The sequence below is a fragment of the Pseudoalteromonas arctica A 37-1-2 genome (assembly GCF_000238395.3).
Lineage (GTDB): Bacteria > Pseudomonadota > Gammaproteobacteria > Enterobacterales > Alteromonadaceae > Pseudoalteromonas > Pseudoalteromonas arctica.
The window spans coordinates 547,689-565,415 of record NZ_CP011026.1; the positions used below are offsets into that span (position 1 = coordinate 547,689).

The following is a 17,727-nucleotide window of genomic DNA, read 5'->3' on the forward strand; positions in this document are numbered from 1 at the left end:
CTATAAGTCTAAACAATAAATATTAGGGGCGCATGTGAGCACAGTTAGCGAATTATTTTTACAACGAGTAGAGCAACATCTTCATATTATTTATGAGGGTGTTGAGCTGCCTTTATCGGTTACTGAGCTTGCTCAGCAACTTATTAAAATTATATTAGGTAGCAATGCACTGCGCGACCCGACACCCCATACAAACCGATGGGATGAACAAGATATAGTATTGATTGCTTATGGCGACTCTATTATTAAACACGATGATAGCGAATTTGCCGTATCGAGCCCAATGGAGGCACCGCTTAAAACACTACACAGGTTTATAAAAGAGCAATGTGATATGCAGTTAAATGCGCTGCATATATTGCCATTTTACCCGTACAGCTCAGACGAAGGCTTTGCCGTAATGAACTACGTGCAAGTGAACGAGTCGTTAGGTGATTGGGGAGATATTCAAAATATCGCTAAAGATGTAAAGCTAATGGCGGATTTGGTTATTAACCATTGCTCAAGCAGAAGTGTATGGTTTGAGAACTTTTTAAATGATTTACACCCGGGTAAAGACTATTTCAAAACGGCCAGCTTAACGGATGATTTAAGCCAAGTTGTTCGCCCGCGAACCTCATCATTATTAAATACTGTAACTACGCCAAGCGGCGAAAAGCACGTGTGGTGTACCTTTAGTCACGATCAGGTTGATTTTGACTTTGGCAATCCTGATGTACTTAAAGAGTTTGTGGGAATAATTCGCCATTATTTAGACAATGGCGTACGTTTATTTAGACTCGATGCGGTTGCATTTTTGTGGAAACAGCTTAATACAAGTTGCATTAACTTGCCGCAAACACATGAAGCAGTAAGGCTAATGCGAACACTTATTGAGCACGCAGAGCCCAGCGTAGTTATAATTACCGAAACCAATATTCCAAACCAAGAAAACCTGTCTTATTTTGGTAATGCCAACGAAGCGCACAGTATTTATAACTTTGCACTGCCGCCTTTATTGCTTCATACATTACTTAGTGGCGATAGCACTGCAATTAAGCATTGGATGATGAGCATGCCACCTGCGCAAAATGGTACGGCATACTTTAATTTTATAGCCTCGCACGATGGAATAGGGCTCAGACCAATTGAAGGTTTATTGCAACCCAGTGAAGTGGCGTCACTTGTAAGTACCACTATGCAATTTGGTGGTTGTGTATCTATGCGAACCAGTAACGATGGAACGCATACACCGTACGAGCTAAATATTGCTTTATTTGATGCTCTCCAAGGGACGCACAATGGCCCAGATAAGTTTGGCCTGGAGCGGTTTATGTGTGCTCACGCAATTATGTTTGCGCTTGAAGGTATCCCAGGGCTTTATATTCATAGTTTGTTGGGTACAACTAACGATTACGAACGCTTTGAAAACTCTCAGCATAACCGTGCTATTAACCGCCATCGTTGGCAAGAGTCAAAGCTACTGGCGGCAATTGGTGAAAAGTATAGTCATCATCATAAAGTGTTTAACGGCATAAAAAGTTTATTGGCGGTACGCAAAAAGCAAAGTGCCTTCCACCCAAATGCTACACAGTTTACGCTGCATTTAGCGGGGGGATTATTTGGTTTTTGGCGACAAAGTATAGACAGACGCCAAAGCATATTTTGTGTTTATAACATTAGCGATAAACCACAAACGCTCACATTGGCCGACTTAAACTTAATTAACACCCAAAAGTGGTTTGATTTGGTGGCAGATAAAACGATTGAAGAAAGCCAATTAACGATAGAGCTAGAACCATACCAAAGCGTGTGGCTGAGTAATATTAAATAATACCTATTAAAAAGGCTCGCACTGCGAGCCTTTGTTTTAACTAATAAATTATTTTATTAATTATAAGCTGTAGCTTAAGTTAATGTAGCCAAAGCGGCCAATGTTGTCATAACTTGCACTTCCTGCCCCGGTACCACGTGTTCCGTAAGGAAGTTTACGGTTAAATACGTTATCAACACCTACTTTAACGCCTAAACCGCTATTAAAGTTGTAACCTACAGTCATATCAGTAATAAAGTATTTACCGTAAGACATTTGATTACTTGGGTTAGGGTTGCTATCAAGTTCAAAATTTGTGTATAGCTCTACTTCACTCAAAAAGCGTGTTTCAACTGTTGAGAAAAAGTTATCCATAACATAACTTACAGATAGGTTAGTTTGCCATTTAGCTTCACCTGCCGTGCCTGCGTATTCAATGTAGTTACTAGGGTCATCTTGGAACGGGTAGTCTTTACGTTCAATTAAGTAAGTACCAATTAAACGGGTTTTAAAGCTACCTTCAAGCGCGTCAAAGTCGTAACCTAGTTCAAAGTCTACCCCAGATGCTTTTTGCCCTGCAACATTTAGCACTGAGTTTTGAATAAGTGAAATTTGGCCGTTTGCATCGCGAGTTATTAAATTACAGTACTGGTTATTAATACCTGTTTTGCTATCTACACAGCGATCAAGAATGTCTTGCGCGTTAATTGTGTCAATTGCATCTTCAAGTTCAATTTCCCAGTAATCAATAGTAAGTAGTGCGTTTTCTAAAAACTCTGGTTGGTAAACAATACCTACAGTCGTACTTGTCGATTCTTCACCTTTTACATCACGGTTACCGCTTGTTAAACCATCTAATGAAGCAGAATCGTAATCTGAGTTGAAATCACTCGCTACACCCAATGCGGCACAATTTGCAGTGCGAGTTGCTCCGTTTGATAAATCACCTAGGTTGTCGGCGCGACACGGGTCGTCAACACTATAAAAAGTTTGGCTCGGTGCACCAAATACTTCACTAATATTAGGAGCTCGAAGCGCAGCAGATTGTGTTACACGCACACGTAGCTCATCGTTTACAGTCCAATCAAGGCCTAGTTTCCAGCTTGTGGCATCACCAATAGTGCTGTAATCAGCATGACGTACTGCTGTATCAAACACTAAGTCTTGAATAAGCGGTAAGTCAGTTAAAATTGGCATAGACACTTCAAAGAATACTTCGCGAACATTAAACGAGCCCTTATCTTCGCCCAGTGCGTTAAAGAACGTACCTTCTGCGTTATCAGGCTCTTTAGTTTCGCTTTCTTCTTTACGGTACTCAGCACCAAATGCAACACCCACATAACCCGCTGGTAACTCAAAAATAGCGCCGTTTGCAAGTGATCCAGAAATAACCGTTTGTTTAATAGTTGAAGTGCCAACAGATACCGTATTAATGTAATCAATGGCTTGTTGAGATGGCGCACCAAACCCCATAATATTTACAGGAACACAGCCATCAGCTTGGGCTGCTGCACTACGACAAACAACATTACCATTTTTATCTTCAACAGCATCAAGCGCATTAAAGTAATTAGCTAAAATCATGTTAGCGCCATTTTCGCGCTCTAGATCAGTTTGGCCGTATACTATTGAGGTATCTAATTCCCAATCATCAAATACAGTGCCTTTTAAGCCTGTTACAAAACGCGTTGTTTCACGGGTGTTGTTTTCTATACGACGGCCGAGGTCACTCATCATGCGGTTAACCATTATCGAGTCAACACCTTGGTCTTCCATGCGCGCTTTGATGCTTGGGTCTAGGTAAGGGTTATCAATTTTAATGCTGTTATCATCGTCGCGGTAGAAATATGCTGGTTGGCCAATGCTTTCGCCTTGGCTATTTACATATTTCGCATCAAAGTAAACGTTCAAGTCGTCGGTTACATCGTAGTTAACTTTGAAGTTTACGTTGTAACGTTCAAACTCAGGCTGAATTTCTTCAAACTGGCCTAAGTTAAAAAAGTCACAGTTAGCGCATGCTGTGCCATCAACGTTATCGCCTATATATAAATTGTGCGCACTGCCATCAGGGTTAAAGCTATTGGTAAATAAAGTATTTTCAAGTGCGTAAACACCTGCGTTATTAATAGCGTAAAGACCGGCGTTAGGCGTTAAAATGTCATCTGGAAAAGCACTGCTATCTTTATTGCTATCAGTTTGAGCTTGATTGCGTAAGCTTCTAAAAGAAGTACTTGTCCAAGGATGATCAAGCGCATTTAATGAATCTTGGCCTGAGTACTCAATAGCAAAAGCAGCATTACCACGGTCGTTGTTAAAGTTAGAACCGTATGAGAACGTTGCTTTTTCGTTGTTGTAGCTGCTTAAATCGGCAAAACCACGTGTAACGCTAAAGTCCATGCCTTCAATGTTGTCTTTTAATATAAAGTTAACAACACCTGTTACCGCATCAGCACCGTATACAGCAGATGCACCACCAGTAATTATCTCTACACGTTCAACCCATACACTTGGAATAGTGTTGGTATCTACAGATTGAGAACCTGCAGAGCTTGATACATGACGCTTACCATTTACAAGTACCAAAGTACGATCTGTACCCATGTTACGTAAATCAAGAATATTTAAACCCGCAGTACCAATAAAACGGCCAGAGTTAGCCATAGAATATGTATTGCCAAGTGCTGGTAAGTTATTTAGCGCTTCACCAATGTTTACCGCGCCAGTGTTCATTAGCTGCTCGCCACTGATAACTGTTACAGGGGCAGGTGCAATAGCACCTTCACGTAAAATACGTGAACCCGTCACTTCAACACGTTCAATTTTTGTTGCTTGCTCATCTTGTGCAAGCACAGAATTACTTGCTGTTGCAGCAGCAGTAATTAATGCACATTTAATGCTAGTAGAAAGTAAATTATGACGTTTCATTTGATTCCCAGAGAACATTTTATAGTAATTAAATACAATGTAGTTTTATCCAAATGCAGTTTGTATTTGGATAAAGCCCTATAACTTTTTTTATGAGGGCGGTGATTATTGCATGCTGATTATTTTATTAAAAGGAGCTAACTCACTGTAAAATAAGCAACTTGAATTAATCTGAAGGACGGTTGTTGTGGTTTTTGGTATTAATTACAAAGGCCCTTTAAATGATTTACTGTGGTGTTTTTACATTTAGTTTTTCTTATATGTTTTAGTTATTAACATTGGTTTTTATTTGTTAAATTTTAAGTTGTTTTTTAAGTCAATTTTTTGCAGTTTATAATTATTCATATATAAATTTTTATTTATATGAAGTTGCCAGCGAATGTTATATGTACTTATTTGTAAAGGTTATGTGTGTTATTACTCTTTTAAAGTGATTTTTATTAGGTGTTTTTTATTCAAAAAAATCGTTATTTGAATATTTTTCACTATTGCGGCTTTAAAATGATTGATTTGTAAACCCCCTTTACAGCTCAAAGTGCTCATAACAGCTCGTAAAGTTACTTTGCTACGTAAACTTGATACAATTTAGGTGTTTTTAATTAATAGGTTTGACCATGAAGTATTTAGTTATTATTTTTACCTTTGCGTTTAGTTCAATGTCTTTTGCGCAGCAAGAAGTCGATCTTGAAGTAAATATGAAAAACACGGGCCTTGCATATAAACAAGCGGTGCAGGCAACTCAACTTAGTGAATTTAATACTGCGATTGATGAATTTATAAAGCTGGTTAAAGTGAGTAAAACTGGTAAGTTTTACAAAAAACCTGAGCAGTCATTGCAGGGCCTTGATAAAGTGATTGCTCAAGCTGAACTTGCAAAAAAAGCAGCAAACGAGCAGGGGCTAAGTGCGGCAAAAGAACCACTGAAAAATATAGATAATTTACGTAAAAAATATCATGAGTTACACGAGCCTCCAGGGTTCTTTGAATTACTGTTCGGTTCATAAACCTAGACTATATGTATCTTTAGTAGCTACTTTTAAGCTAATTGCGTTAAAGGTATCTGCAGCAATAAATATAAGGAAACACAATGGAAATTTCAGTTTCAATGTTAGAAGGCCAAAAGCAAAGCGCTAAATTTGGCGACCTAGAAGTAATAAGCGATCAAAGCGTAAACGCTGGTGGTAATGCAGAGTATCCAGAACCGTTTGATTATTTTTTAGTAAGTATGGTTTTATGTGCAGGTTTTTATGCGCGTAAGTTTTGCGAGCAGCGTGATATTTCAACGCAAGGTATGACGCTTACTCAAAATAACGAAAATGTAGATGACAACGGTAAAAAGTTATTTTCAATTGAGATTAACCTACCAGACGGTTTTCCTGATAAATATAAAAAGGCGCTTATTGCAGCCGTTAACACCTGTACGGTAAAAAAAGTAATTCAGGCAGTGCCAGAGTTTTCAGTAGTGGTAAAATAATCCCCCCCTAAATTAGGTAGCTTAAGCAAGCTACCTAATTAATTATATGTTGAGCATCCCCGTTTAACTTATTTCTTTTTCATTCCTTGTACTGCTTTAAAGCGTGGGTTGTTTTTACAAATTACAAATACGCGGCCTTTGCGTTTTACAATTTGACACCCCGGACGTTGCTTTGCACTTTTAAGAGAGCTTAATACTTTCATACCTTTTCCTTTTTAACAGTCGATAAACTTTTAAAGCGACGATTAAACTGCGCAACGCGGCCATCGGTAGCGGTTGTTTTTTGCTTGCCTGTATAAAATGGGTGCGAGTCACTTGATACATCAATAGGTACGTATGGATATGTATTACCGTCTATTTCTACTGTGCGGCTCGTTTTTATGGTTGAGCCAATAATAAAGTAAGAATCGGCAGCGGTATCGTGAAAAGCAACCACGTGGTAATCAGGATGAATATTTGGTTTCATAATACGCCTAAATAAATGATATGTGATAGTATATCATTTTAATTTAACGTATTTATTCTCCCATTGCAAATTATTTAAATGTTCCCCAAAAAGGCCGTAATTGTTGGCTATTTGCGCAAATAAATCAAAAAATAAGCACTTGAATCAAAAATGCTGGCTATTGGCGTTTAGGCTGTTATAACTATATTTAAGAGTTAAAACGTTAACAAATACGGTTATAAAGTTATTACAGAGGTTATGTATGAGTGACGCAACACAACAACAAGAACAAATTGATCAAGGGGTGATGGAAACCCTAAGAGAGCGCGACCACAGTACCTTGGCGCAACAAGTAAATCCTTTAACCTGCAACCATAACGATATTGTAGAGTTACTTGCAAGGTATATGGCACTAAGCGAGCAAGAAGATGATGAGCTGTTTGATGATTGGTTTGATAACCTAACCAAAGAGCAACATACTGTTTTAAAAGTATTTGAAGTTTACCGTGGACAATATGAGCACCAAAATTAAAGTGTTTATTTTTGTATGTATGCCAAATCCAGTGGTTATTTAAATAAAACTAAATAGCCACTACTACTTTTTGTATTAAAGAGTAGCTACGTCAAACCAACCACTGATCCCACCTGTTTTCATCATAATTTTTTGCGGATTTAATCTTATCTTTATTTAGGTACGACTTACTGACATTCATAAGTATTTATTGCTATTTTAAGGTAATGTTCTAGTTTTAATAGGCAGACTGTTTATAGTTTAGATAAGTTTATCGGGTTATATACTCGAAAATATTCGCTCCCATCTCATAATTTATAAAACATTTAAAATTAACAGAGCTTTAATGATTAAACCTGAGATCCCAAGTAACGAAGCCGAGCGATTACACGCGCTTAGAGCATTAAAAATTCTAGATACGTCTCATGAAGAGCGCTTTGATCGTGTTACTCGTATTGCCAAGCGTATGTTTAATGTTTCTATTTCATTGGTTACTTTGATTGACGAAGACCGCCAGTGGTTTAAATCAAGGCAGGGGCTTGATGCGCCTGAGCTTCCTCGCGAAACCTCATTTTGTGGCCACACCATAAATCAAGACGAGTTATTAATAATCCCAGATACAGCTCAAGACGAAAGGTTTTTTGATAACCCCTTTGTTACAGGCGATCCTAAAGTACGCTTTTATGCAGGCTTTCCTTTAAAATTAAGGGAAGGAGTCATTATAGGCACTTTGTGCCTTGCCGATAATAAACCTAGACAACTCAATGATGAAGAAAAACAATTACTAAGAGATTTAGGCACGTTAGTCGAGCGAGAAATTCAATCAATTCAACTAGCCACAATTGATGAGTTAACAAGAATCTCTAATCGACGTGGCTTTTTAAACCTTGCCGAACATACGCTAAATGTATGTAGGCGAAACAAAGTATCAATGTCGTTTATATTGTTTGATCTCAATAAGTTTAAACAAATTAATGATATTTATGGACACCACGAAGGCGATTTTGTATTAAATAAATTTGCACAAATTATGCTTAGTTCATTTCGTGATTGTGAAGTCATAGGTCGACTTGGCGGAGATGAATTTGTTGCGATGTTAAGCGACTCAGACGAGACAAAAGCAGAGTTTGTTTTACAAAGGTTTGCGGATGCAATAGCGCATGCTAATAATACCTTAAACAAGCCATACAAAATTGATTACAGTGTAGGAGTAACACACTTTAAACACGATACAGGTAAATCGGTTGAGGATATGATTCAAGATGCTGATGTTGCAATGTATCAGCAAAAAAAGCAGCAATCACTTTAGTGAACTATTTAGTTTAATTGCTGCTTGAACTTCACTTAACTTCCTCATGCTAGTACGAATCTTATAATATGCCGTTATTCGCTATTGCAGTCATTTTTTGCCGCGGGTGATGCTAAAGACACATTTGGTTGCCAAACCCTGTTCCATATTTTATGAAGATTGTTTAAGTTTGGTCTTTGACTTATTTTTTCAAAGTTACCAATGCTCACTTCTGAATCATTTTTTTGACCCACTACAAAATTAAACACATAGTTGCACTCCATGCCCATACGTAAATCAGAAAGTACAATATTGCTTTGCTGTTGGCGCACCGAATAAAACCCTTTAGTAAACCACTGCAAGCGTTTTATAGCCCATTCATCGCTAATATTATTTAACAGTGAAGGCGTTGTTTGATAAGCCGTTAATGTAACATCGCTGGGTGCGTCAAATACTGATGCATAACCTTCGTAGTATTGTCCGTCAGACATCACAACAATACGCCACAGCAAAGTGGTTAGCGGAGCAGGCGTACTAACATACGCATTTACTGGTATTTGCCTGTTGTTGAGAGCCGTTTTTACTTTGTCATCAATATTTACTTTTAAAATTAAAGCGCAAAATAAATATAGACTACTTAAAACTAAGGCTGCTGCATTTATACGATAAGCCGTTGCTGCTTTTATTTTGGGTATTAGCGTACATATTACGCCAATTAATAAAGGAAGCGTGTAAGCGGGGTCAATAATAAACACACTAGAAACCGCAAAGGGGTACTCAGTAAAAGGCCAGAGTAGTTGTGTACCGTATACCGTTAGGCTGTCTAATAGGGCATGTGTAGATAAACTTAAAAATACTAGCCAAAACCAGCGCACTTTATAAATTTGCATTCCCGCGTGTACTTTTAATATTAGCCATACAATGAGCGGGCTAATTAATAAATGTATTAATAACGAATGGCTAAAGCCACGGTGATAAGTAAATGCTTCTACAGATCCGCCATATGGCAAAAATACATCTAAATCAGGGAGCGTGCCTAAAATTGCTCCCCATAAAACGGCTTTTCGACCTATTTTATTGCCTAACACCGCATAACCTACAGCACTGCCTAATGCTACCTGCGTTAAAGAATCCATTTTAATTAATACCTTTAATTACTACTTTTGTTATTTATACTTTTTGATTATTAAAAAGCGTCAAAAAATCGGTTAAAACATTTAATAAGCATATTAATATTAATATACAGAGCTTATAAACTAAGCCTAGGCCTTATAAAATCTAAAAACGCCACAATTCGCGATGATACAGCACTGTTTCGCCGCTGCTTGCGCTAAGCGAAAACGTAAATAAAATGAGTTTTACTAACGGCCAAGTTTACGAGCATGTAAGTTCGAATCTTATAAATCACCAATACGTATGGCTAAGTCTGTTTTATGCTCGAGTAAATTAATAGTACTGCCGTATGAGGTTATATCAAGCGTTATGTGAGGGTATTATTTAGCGAATTCACCAATTAAAGGCGTAAGTTGATGCAATACAAAAGGGTTTGCCGCATCTATTAGCTGCTTGCCATTTGGCGCTTTCATCTGTGCATAAAATATTTAGCCTTTCGCAGGCGTATTTTAAAAGTATAGCTTTCCTCGCATTTTAAATTAAGCAAAATAATACCCCGTGGCGACTTATAAGTCCTGTTCCCGTTTAAAATACGGATGGTCAATTTGTTACCATATTTGGAATGATAATTGCTTCTAATTATAAAAATAAAGTCGTCAATTTTTAGACACATGAGGCAAAAATGAATTTTGGAACTCTTTCTTCGCAGTTATACAATGACAATGGCTATTCAAGCCTAAGTAATTTAAATAAAAACACTGTAAAAACGGATGATCCTAGTAAAAGTCCAGAGGCTAAAGCAGACTCTTCTTTAAATAAAGACGCCGAAAAAACTACGAGCTCTACTGCAGCTACTGAAGACGCAAAGTCTATTATTAACAGCGAAACAGAAGATTCGAGTGACAATTCAGCAGTTCAAATGAATAAAGCGATCGAGTCAATTAAAGATTTACAGAGTAAAATAAGAGAAATGACCAATAGTTCTGATACGCCCACAGGGGAAGCGATAGAAGAGCTAAGCGAACTTAAAAAGCAACTCGATAGTGAGCTATCGTCGATACAATTAATAGTGCGAAAAAATGTATCTACTTTAATGGATTCAATGTTTTCATCATCTTCAGATAATAAAAGTTCAGGTTTGCTTTTTAATAACCAAGCATAATTTAACTTGCTTTTTAATATAGTTATAAGCTTAGTCGTGGCTTTATAAAATCTAAAAAAGCCACAATTCGAGACGATACCGCACTGTTTTTATAATACACGGCTTGTACAACCTCTCGGTTATTAGGAGAGCTAACTGCACTGGGTAACACTTCAACTAACTCACCTGTTTTTAGGTCATTGCCAATCATAAAGTGAGAAAGTAGCGCCACACCTTGGTTTGCAATACATAGTTGGCGCACTGTTTCGCCGCTGCTTGCGCTAAGCGAAAACGTAAATAAAGCGGGCTTTACTAACGGCCAAGTGTTTAATTTTGGGGAGTCACTAAAACCAATTAACTTATGATTTTGTAAGTCATCTATTTGTATAATTGCTGCGTTGTTTTTTATATATTCTGGGCTGGCTACAATACGTAACTGACTGCTGCCGAGTTTACGAGCATGTAAGTTTGAGTCTTTTAAATCACCAATGCGTATGGCTAAATCGGTTTTATGTTCAAGTAAATCAATAATGCTGTCGTGTGAGGTTATATCAAGCGTTATGTGAGGGTATTGCTTAGCAAATTCGCCAATTAAAGGCGTAAGTTGGTGCAATACAAAAGGGCTTGCAGCATCTATTCGCAGCTTGCCACTTGGCGCTTGTTTTAAAAGCTTTATGGCTTCTTCACCGGTATAAAGCGTATTTAATCCTTCGCGCGCATATTTTATAAAAGTATGGCCCTCTTCGGTAAGTTCTAATCGGCGTGTTGTTCTGTTTAGTAAAGTGCATTGCAGTGTATTTTCAAGGCGTGATACAGCTCGCGACACTTTAGCCACTTGTTGATCGAGCAAATTAGCTGCCCCCGAAAAGCTTCCGCAATCTACTACCGTTATAAACGTTTCTAAATCTTCAGTTTTTGAATGAACAGCCATAAGTATACCAACACCATCTTTGCATTATTAACAAAAGTATTTTGTCACTAATGCTATTTTTTGCAAACGATATTTTAGCCAAACTACATTCTTCAAATATTAATGAGGACATAACTATGCCATTGGCTTTGTGGGCGCTTACCTTAAGCGCATTTGCAATAGGAACAACTGAGTTTGTAATAGTGGGATTAGTACCCACCATTGCAAACGACTTAGGCGTAAGCCTACCTTCAGCAGGTTTGCTTGTAAGTTTATATGCGGTTGGCGTTGCCATTGGTGCGCCGGTGCTAACAGCTTTAACGGGTCGTTGGAATCGTAAAGTGGTCTTAATAAGCTTAATGGGCTTGTTTGTATTGGGTAACTTACTCGCTTGGCAAGCGCCAAGTTACGAAACATTAATACTTGCGCGCATTTTAACGGGGCTTGCCCATGGTGTGTTTTTTTCAATCGGATCGATGATTGCCACAAGTCTAGTAAGCAAAGACAAAGAAGCCAGTGCAATTGCAATTATGTTTACCGGGCTTACTGTAGCACTAGTAACTGGTGTGCCACTAGGTACATGGATTGGACAACACTTTGGTTGGCGTGCAACGTTTTTAGTTGTGTCGGTATTAGGTTTAATTGCATTAATCGGCAGCTCTATTTTAGTGCCAAAAAACTTAAAACAATCAATACCAGCCACGTTTAAAGAACAACTACAAGTAATTGTAAAACCGCGTTTATTACTCGTGTATTTAATGACGATATTGGGATACGGCGGCACGTTTACAGCGTTTACTTATTTAGCACCTATTTTAGAGCAACAAACAGGTTTTGCGCCTTCGGCTATTGCTTTAATAATGCTTGTTTACGGTGTATCGGTAGCGATAGGTAATATTTGGGGTGGAAAGTTGGCCGACAAACGCGGCCCAATTAGCGCACTGAGCATTATATTCAGCGCTTTGAGTATTATTTTACTGATATTTACTTTTACGATGGAATCAAAAATTGCCGCTGTACTTACTATTCTAGTCTGGGGCGCATTTGCTTTTGGCAATGTGCCAGGCTTGCAACTTTATGTAGTAAAGCAAGCACAAAAGCACACGCCAAATGCGGTAGATGTTGCATCAGGTTTGAACATAGCCGCATTTAATATTGGTATTGCACTTGGGTCAATTATTGGTGGTAGCGTAGTAGAGAACATGACCCTGCAAGATACAGCATGGATAGGCGCCGTTATCTCTGTTTTAGCACTTGGTTTTACACGCTACAGCGGTATGCTTGATAAACGTGAAATTCAGCAAGCATAAAGCCTTAGCTGTTAACCTTGAAACTAAAATTAATGACCTCATACTTGTTATGAGGTCATAGATTTTTAAGTGACAGTCGTAATAAGAAGTAAAAGGTGTATTTCGTAAAACTATAGGGCGTGTTGATCTTTGGTTGTTGAATTTGCAGTAGTAAGTTTGGTTTTTAGGCAAGGCAGAGCCTATGTAGTGTGGTTGTTCCCCATAAATAGGCGATAACGCAGCATAAAAACCAAACATACACTGCCCGTTGGGTTCTTTCTAGGAGCGATTAACTCTTTGTTGCTCGGTTTTTACTTAGCCCACTAGGTTACAAACCTCGAGCCGCGATTAAATCGCCCCTAGATTGAACAAATTTCAATCCACAAAGGACAACACGCCCTAGTGAAGTTTGTATTTTAAAACCGATTATTTTATAAGGATAAACCATGACAAAACGTGTAATAGAAATGCCAGAACTCGGTATGGGAACATTCCGCTTAGAGGGCGACACGGCCTATAACTCAGTAAAAATGGCGCTCGAAGTTGGGTTTCGCCATATTGACACCGCACAAATTTATGGCAACGAAGAGCAAGTAGGTCAAGCCATAAAAGATAGTAATATTCCGCGCAGTGAAATATTCTTAACTACCAAAGTGTGGAATAACAAATTAAATAAAAGCGACTTTATCCCAAGCGTTAAAAAGTCACTTGAAAAGCTACAAGTTGATTCGGTCGACTTACTGCTAATTCACTGGCCATCGCCTGCTAACGACGAGCCAATGAGTGAATACCTCACTGAATTACTAAAAGCGAAGCAGCTTGGTTTAACTAAGCACATTGGTGTATCAAACTTCACCATTGCAAACTTAAATGAAGCAATGCAAACGCTTGACTCGCGTGAAATATTTACCAATCAGGTTGAGGTGCACCCATATTTAACTAATACTAAATTACGCGCATTTTGTGCTCAGCACGACATTCATGTAACAGCGTACATGCCATTTGTAGTAGGCAAAGTACTTAAAGATCAAACCATTATCGACATTGCTAACAAGCACGATGCAAGTCCAGCACAAGTTGTTTTAGCATGGGTTAACGCAAGCGGTATGACGACAATTCCATCATCAACTAAGCGTAAAAACTTAGAAGATAACTTTAACGACCACGTTAAATTAGATGATGAAGACATAGCCCGCATTGATGGTCTTGATTGCGGCGACCGCCAAGCAACACCAGAGTTTGCGCCGCAGTGGGATCAGTAAACTTACCTCAAACGCAAAGTTAAACTAAATATTTTAAGGTGTAGATTATCTACACCTTAACTTTTAAAAGGAATACACATGTTAACGGTTATAGCGGCACTGTCGTGCAAAAATATTGATGCAGATGTAATGCTTACAGCACTTGAAAACTTACAAAAGTCATCGCGCCAAGAAGTAGGGTGCTTACGTTATGAACTATCGGTAAAAAGTGATGATGAACATACCGACTATGTAGTTAGTGAACAATGGGCGTCTGACGAGCACTTTGAAGCGCATAAAAACGAGCCACACTTTAAAGCGTTTGGTACGCAAGTTACTGGGCTTTTAACCAATAGTAGTATTGACGTATATAAATCAATTGGTTAAGCGGTTTTATACCACTTAGCTAAACTACATAACTAATTAAATACTCAAATAGGTGCTGTTAACTTACATCACCTTTTTATTAAGTCCCCAATCGCTTTAATCCTAACTTTCTCCAAAATATCAATTAAATCTCGACGTTATTTAAATCAACTGATTAGCTCAGTTATACCCTAAGTAGCACGTAAAATTACTCTGCATAATTTTCACGTACAAAACAGACTCTAATAAATAGCTTATTTAATTTATTGTTTACATTAAAGTTCTCTGGTGTAAATATAGAAACATGTAATATAAGCCGTTTTGGTTTGTTATAAAAAACAAAATGGTTTTGAATAATCTGTTAGTAACGCAAGGTAATTCATGGCAATTGTACATTTCGAATCTGTACCTTTTAGGGATATATACGGTGATAAAAATGGAGTTATCGATGGAGACTTTAATGAGCAATCTCTTAGTGAACACTTAATCGAATACTGGGTTAGCTACGTGGAATGTCACCATTGTCCAAGGGGAAATACTTGTAAATTTGCCATACCTCATCATAAATGGGAGTGGAAGAAATTAGAAATACAATGTGGTGTTAAATCTGAGTTTATAAAAAATTTCGTAGCACTTACATTTGATGAGTATCTCGAAGCCGAAAATCATGTCCAAGAGAGGTTGTTATCAGCTACATTTTATCTTTCAGAATACGCCATGATATCAGAGCAGCAAATCGGTTGGACTATAGATGATGAGTGGCTTAAAAATTTAGGTACATATGGTAAAGCTTTTCTCGGCAATATAGTTCACTTGAGAGAAAAGCTGACATATGCGGCACAAGATTTATCTTATATACCAAACCTATATAGTCGTAAGCCAATACTCTTGGTTGAAGGACAGTCAGAAAAAGCTTTTATAGATAAATTGCGAGAATCACACAATAGCTGGTTTACAGATCTTCGTACTGAAGTTTATGGTGGAAATGGTAACGCACATCCTAGGCGGATTCAGATGCGTCTAGATAAGTATGTAGAGGATGGTTACACCTGCTATATGCAAGGTGACAAAGATGGAAATGAAAAGGGAAGTTTTGAAAGGCTCATAAAACATAATACAGTCGAAGAGAAAAATACTTTTCTTTTCGACTTCGATTTTGAGTCAGCGATTCCAAGAAAGTTATTATTTTTAGCTCTACAGAATCTTGATTTGCTCTTAGATGTGGATATAAAAGCTTTTCTAATGCAGATTGATCATGAATCTTCAATTTGCACCCAAATTAAATCTGTCTTTGATGTCAATTTAGAACCTTATAAAGTGCAACTTGCAGATGAAATAGGCTGGATTTTTAATAATAGTGAATTTCATTGGTACCAAGATGAGGATGGTTTTATGGAGGAAACTGAACTGGGACGTTTTTTGGATTTTGTTATAAAAATGAAATAGCATTACTAATAATGCATTTAAATGAAATGAAAATATTTTATAAGCTCTTTCTTTACGCCGTATTACAACCTAAATGCTAGTCATTATTAATGTAGCGTTAGGTTATTTTTATAATATGGAGATTACGGTGCCAAAGTTATTATCTTTATTTTTTTTGTTCATTTCTTTTAATCTCTTGGCTGATTTTATACATCCGATGGACTTTGATAATTCTAAAGCTCAGCAAAATAGAGTTATTGAGATTATCAAAACTCGTGTTAAATATGATTATTGTGACAGTGGGTTAGATATGTGCCAACCAATGATGCTGAGAATGATGGAAAGTGAAAACTTAAAAGCCTTTAAAAATGCATCTCAAGTAAATAATAGAGAAATAATGGATCGTGTAATTAAAGATTATTGTAGTAGTGGTCTTGATATGTGTAGCTATACAAATATTTTTATGATGTATCAAGAAAATCTTAAAGCGAGTAAAGAATCACTAAGTTGGTAAATTATCCATACATAATCTACAAGGACTAAAAGTAAAGCTCTTAGCATTTTACTCCGTCGCACTTAGACTCACATTTTAGCCACCTATTTTGGAGTGTTAATCATTTCATCAGAGCTAAAACATAAGTTTTTTAATCATTAGTTGGTAAATTGCTAGCTGAAAAATCACAGCTAATAAAGCTTTAATAGCCTTTAGCTGTATCAATTTATATGGAAATAATAATGAAAAAATTAATCGCAATAATAGCGTTGTTAGGCTTTGTCTCATTTGCACAAGCTAATGATAGTTTTGTAGTGAATGCCAAGTTTTATGATGATAAAAACTTAATTGGTTCACCCACTTTAGTTGTAAATTCAAATGAAGAGGCGTCAGTTTCAGTTGATAATTCGTATAGTTTTGCTCTTACAGTAACGCCAATTGATGATTCTACTGTTAGTTTAGCAACTGACCTGAAGCTAGGTGGAAAACATATGGCTCCCTCTTTAGTTGTTGAACTAGGCAAAGAAGCAAGTATTAATCTTGATGGTAAAGAGCTTTCAGTTTTAGTAAGCAAATCAATCAGCTAACAAGTTAAAAATTAGGAATATAATTAATGAAAAACTCAAGAAATGAAATAGTAAAATATGGAGTCTCTTTTGGTACAGCCCTAGCAATTGCTATTTCATGGAGTGCTAACGAGTCTGTGTTATGGGCAATTTTGCATGGTTTTTTATCTTGGTTTTATGTTATTTGGCATGTAATTACGCGATAAGTGTTTTCGCGTGTGCACTGATTGATTATGTAGACCGCGGTCAATGTTAATAGTCGAGTAATTACCATTTAAAACGATTAAGTTAAAAATATAAAAGGAATAATTAATAATGAAAGGTGCGGGTGGAAGCTCTGGTGGTATTGGGCATTTTTTTATTGGTTTGATTATGATGTGCGGTGGCTTTTATATGCTGCTAAACGCAATTTCGGTGACCTCTAATTTTGGACTAAGTTCTCGCATTTATAGTGTTAATGCTTTAGGTGGCTTTGGCGTTACAGGCGGCATGGTTATGATCCCGTTTATTTTTGGTGTGGGTCTGATTTTTTATAATTCTAAAAATATTTTAGGCTGGGTGCTATCTCTAGGTTCGTTAACCGCACTAATATTTGGCGTTATATCGAGTGTTCAATTTAGTATGCGAACTATGACGTCGTTTGATTTGATTGTTATTATAATTTTAGCGTTTGGCGGCTTAGGGCTATTTTTACGATCGCTTAAATCTATTGATACTTAAATAATTACCGCGCTTTGTTTTAAATATA

Annotated in this window: 19 protein-coding genes and 1 pseudogene; 14 read left to right on the forward strand and 6 right to left on the reverse strand. The window is 37.3% G+C overall.

The features are described 5' to 3' along the window. The first annotated feature begins 34 nt into the window (after positions 1-34). Entirely contained in the window at positions 35-1,813 is a 1,779-nt protein-coding gene (locus PARC_RS19930) for a sugar phosphorylase (protein WP_010553071.1), read from the forward strand. A 60-nt stretch (positions 1,814-1,873) separates the two neighbouring features. On the opposite strand, the gene PARC_RS19935 is transcribed toward PARC_RS19930, so the two are convergent. Further along, positions 1,874-4,717, reverse strand: coding sequence for a TonB-dependent receptor domain-containing protein (locus PARC_RS19935; RefSeq protein ID WP_010553070.1), 2,844 nt, complete (start codon positions 4,715-4,717; stop codon positions 1,874-1,876). A gap of 614 nt (positions 4,718-5,331) precedes the next feature. Between PARC_RS19935 and PARC_RS19940 the strand changes: the two genes are divergently transcribed. Continuing rightward, a complete protein-coding gene (locus PARC_RS19940) occupies positions 5,332-5,721 on the forward strand; it encodes a cytochrome b562 (RefSeq protein WP_007580869.1) in 390 nt (129 codons plus the stop codon). A gap of 83 nt (positions 5,722-5,804) precedes the next feature. Then, entirely contained in the window at positions 5,805-6,191 is a 387-nt protein-coding gene (locus tag PARC_RS19945) for an OsmC family protein (RefSeq protein WP_010553069.1), read from the forward strand. A 68-nt stretch (positions 6,192-6,259) separates the two neighbouring features. Here PARC_RS19945 and ykgO read toward each other — a convergent pair whose 3' ends face one another. Continuing rightward, positions 6,260-6,394 (reverse strand): type B 50S ribosomal protein L36, encoded by a 135-nt coding sequence (gene ykgO, locus PARC_RS19950; RefSeq protein ID WP_002958669.1) that lies wholly within the window; start codon positions 6,392-6,394, stop codon positions 6,260-6,262. Further along, positions 6,391-6,657 (reverse strand): type B 50S ribosomal protein L31, encoded by a 267-nt coding sequence (locus PARC_RS19955; protein WP_007580864.1) that lies wholly within the window; start codon positions 6,655-6,657, stop codon positions 6,391-6,393. Before PARC_RS19955 ends, ykgO begins: the two co-directional genes overlap by 4 nt. A 241-nt stretch (positions 6,658-6,898) precedes the next feature. On the opposite strand from PARC_RS19955, the gene PARC_RS19960 reads away from it, so the two are divergent. Both PARC_RS19960 and PARC_RS19965 read left to right on the forward strand, forming a co-directional pair. After that, positions 6,899-7,168 (forward strand): hypothetical protein, encoded by a 270-nt coding sequence (locus tag PARC_RS19960; protein ID WP_007580861.1) that lies wholly within the window; start codon positions 6,899-6,901, stop codon positions 7,166-7,168. Between the two features lie 325 nt (positions 7,169-7,493). Then, positions 7,494-8,456 (forward strand): sensor domain-containing diguanylate cyclase, encoded by a 963-nt coding sequence (locus tag PARC_RS19965; RefSeq protein WP_010553068.1) that lies wholly within the window; start codon positions 7,494-7,496, stop codon positions 8,454-8,456. A gap of 74 nt (positions 8,457-8,530) precedes the next feature. On the opposite strand, the gene PARC_RS19970 is transcribed toward PARC_RS19965, so the two are convergent. Beyond that, complete coding sequence (locus tag PARC_RS19970; RefSeq protein ID WP_010553067.1) at positions 8,531-9,571, reverse strand: metal-dependent hydrolase; 1,041 nt, start codon at positions 9,569-9,571, stop codon at positions 8,531-8,533. A gap of 264 nt (positions 9,572-9,835) precedes the next feature. After that, positions 9,836-10,018 (reverse strand): annotated as a pseudogene (locus PARC_RS21880) (LysR family transcriptional regulator); the annotation flags it as partial. Positions 10,019-10,230: 212 nt separating this feature from the next. On the opposite strand from PARC_RS21880, the gene PARC_RS19980 reads away from it, so the two are divergent. After that, positions 10,231-10,710 (forward strand): hypothetical protein, encoded by a 480-nt coding sequence (locus tag PARC_RS19980; protein WP_010553065.1) that lies wholly within the window; start codon positions 10,231-10,233, stop codon positions 10,708-10,710. A 22-nt stretch (positions 10,711-10,732) separates the two neighbouring features. Here the strand turns inward: PARC_RS19980 and PARC_RS19985 are convergent, their stop codons facing one another. Next, positions 10,733-11,620: a LysR family transcriptional regulator gene (locus PARC_RS19985; RefSeq protein WP_010553064.1), complete on the reverse strand. Its 888-nt coding sequence runs from the start codon at positions 11,618-11,620 to the stop codon at positions 10,733-10,735. Positions 11,621-11,736: 116 nt separating this feature from the next. On the opposite strand from PARC_RS19985, the gene PARC_RS19990 reads away from it, so the two are divergent. The 8 genes from PARC_RS19990 (at position 11,737) to PARC_RS20025 (ending at position 17,699) form a co-directional block, all read left to right on the forward strand. After that, entirely contained in the window at positions 11,737-12,909 is a 1,173-nt protein-coding gene (locus PARC_RS19990; RefSeq protein ID WP_010553063.1) for an MFS transporter, read from the forward strand. Positions 12,910-13,334: 425 nt separating this feature from the next. After that, positions 13,335-14,150 carry a 2,5-didehydrogluconate reductase DkgB gene (gene dkgB / locus PARC_RS20000; RefSeq protein ID WP_010553062.1) on the forward strand — a complete coding sequence of 272 codons (816 nt, stop codon included), beginning with the start codon at positions 13,335-13,337 and terminating at the stop codon, positions 14,148-14,150. A gap of 78 nt (positions 14,151-14,228) precedes the next feature. Continuing rightward, positions 14,229-14,516 (forward strand): putative quinol monooxygenase, encoded by a 288-nt coding sequence (locus PARC_RS20005; RefSeq protein WP_002958660.1) that lies wholly within the window; start codon positions 14,229-14,231, stop codon positions 14,514-14,516. Between the two features lie 360 nt (positions 14,517-14,876). After that, positions 14,877-15,941 carry a hypothetical protein gene (locus PARC_RS20010; protein WP_010553061.1) on the forward strand — a complete coding sequence of 355 codons (1,065 nt, stop codon included), beginning with the start codon at positions 14,877-14,879 and terminating at the stop codon, positions 15,939-15,941. A gap of 127 nt (positions 15,942-16,068) precedes the next feature. Further along, positions 16,069-16,434, forward strand: a complete 366-nt coding sequence (locus PARC_RS20015) for a hypothetical protein (protein WP_033012801.1) — start codon at positions 16,069-16,071, stop codon at positions 16,432-16,434. A 221-nt stretch (positions 16,435-16,655) separates the two neighbouring features. Beyond that, complete coding sequence (locus PARC_RS20020; RefSeq protein ID WP_010553059.1) at positions 16,656-17,000, forward strand: hypothetical protein; 345 nt, start codon at positions 16,656-16,658, stop codon at positions 16,998-17,000. A 26-nt stretch (positions 17,001-17,026) separates the two neighbouring features. Continuing rightward, positions 17,027-17,185, forward strand: coding sequence for a hypothetical protein (locus PARC_RS21660; RefSeq protein ID WP_010553058.1), 159 nt, complete (start codon positions 17,027-17,029; stop codon positions 17,183-17,185). Between the two features lie 109 nt (positions 17,186-17,294). Beyond that, a complete protein-coding gene (locus tag PARC_RS20025; protein WP_010553057.1) occupies positions 17,295-17,699 on the forward strand; it encodes a hypothetical protein in 405 nt (134 codons plus the stop codon). The last annotated feature ends 28 nt before the right edge of the window (positions 17,700-17,727 follow it).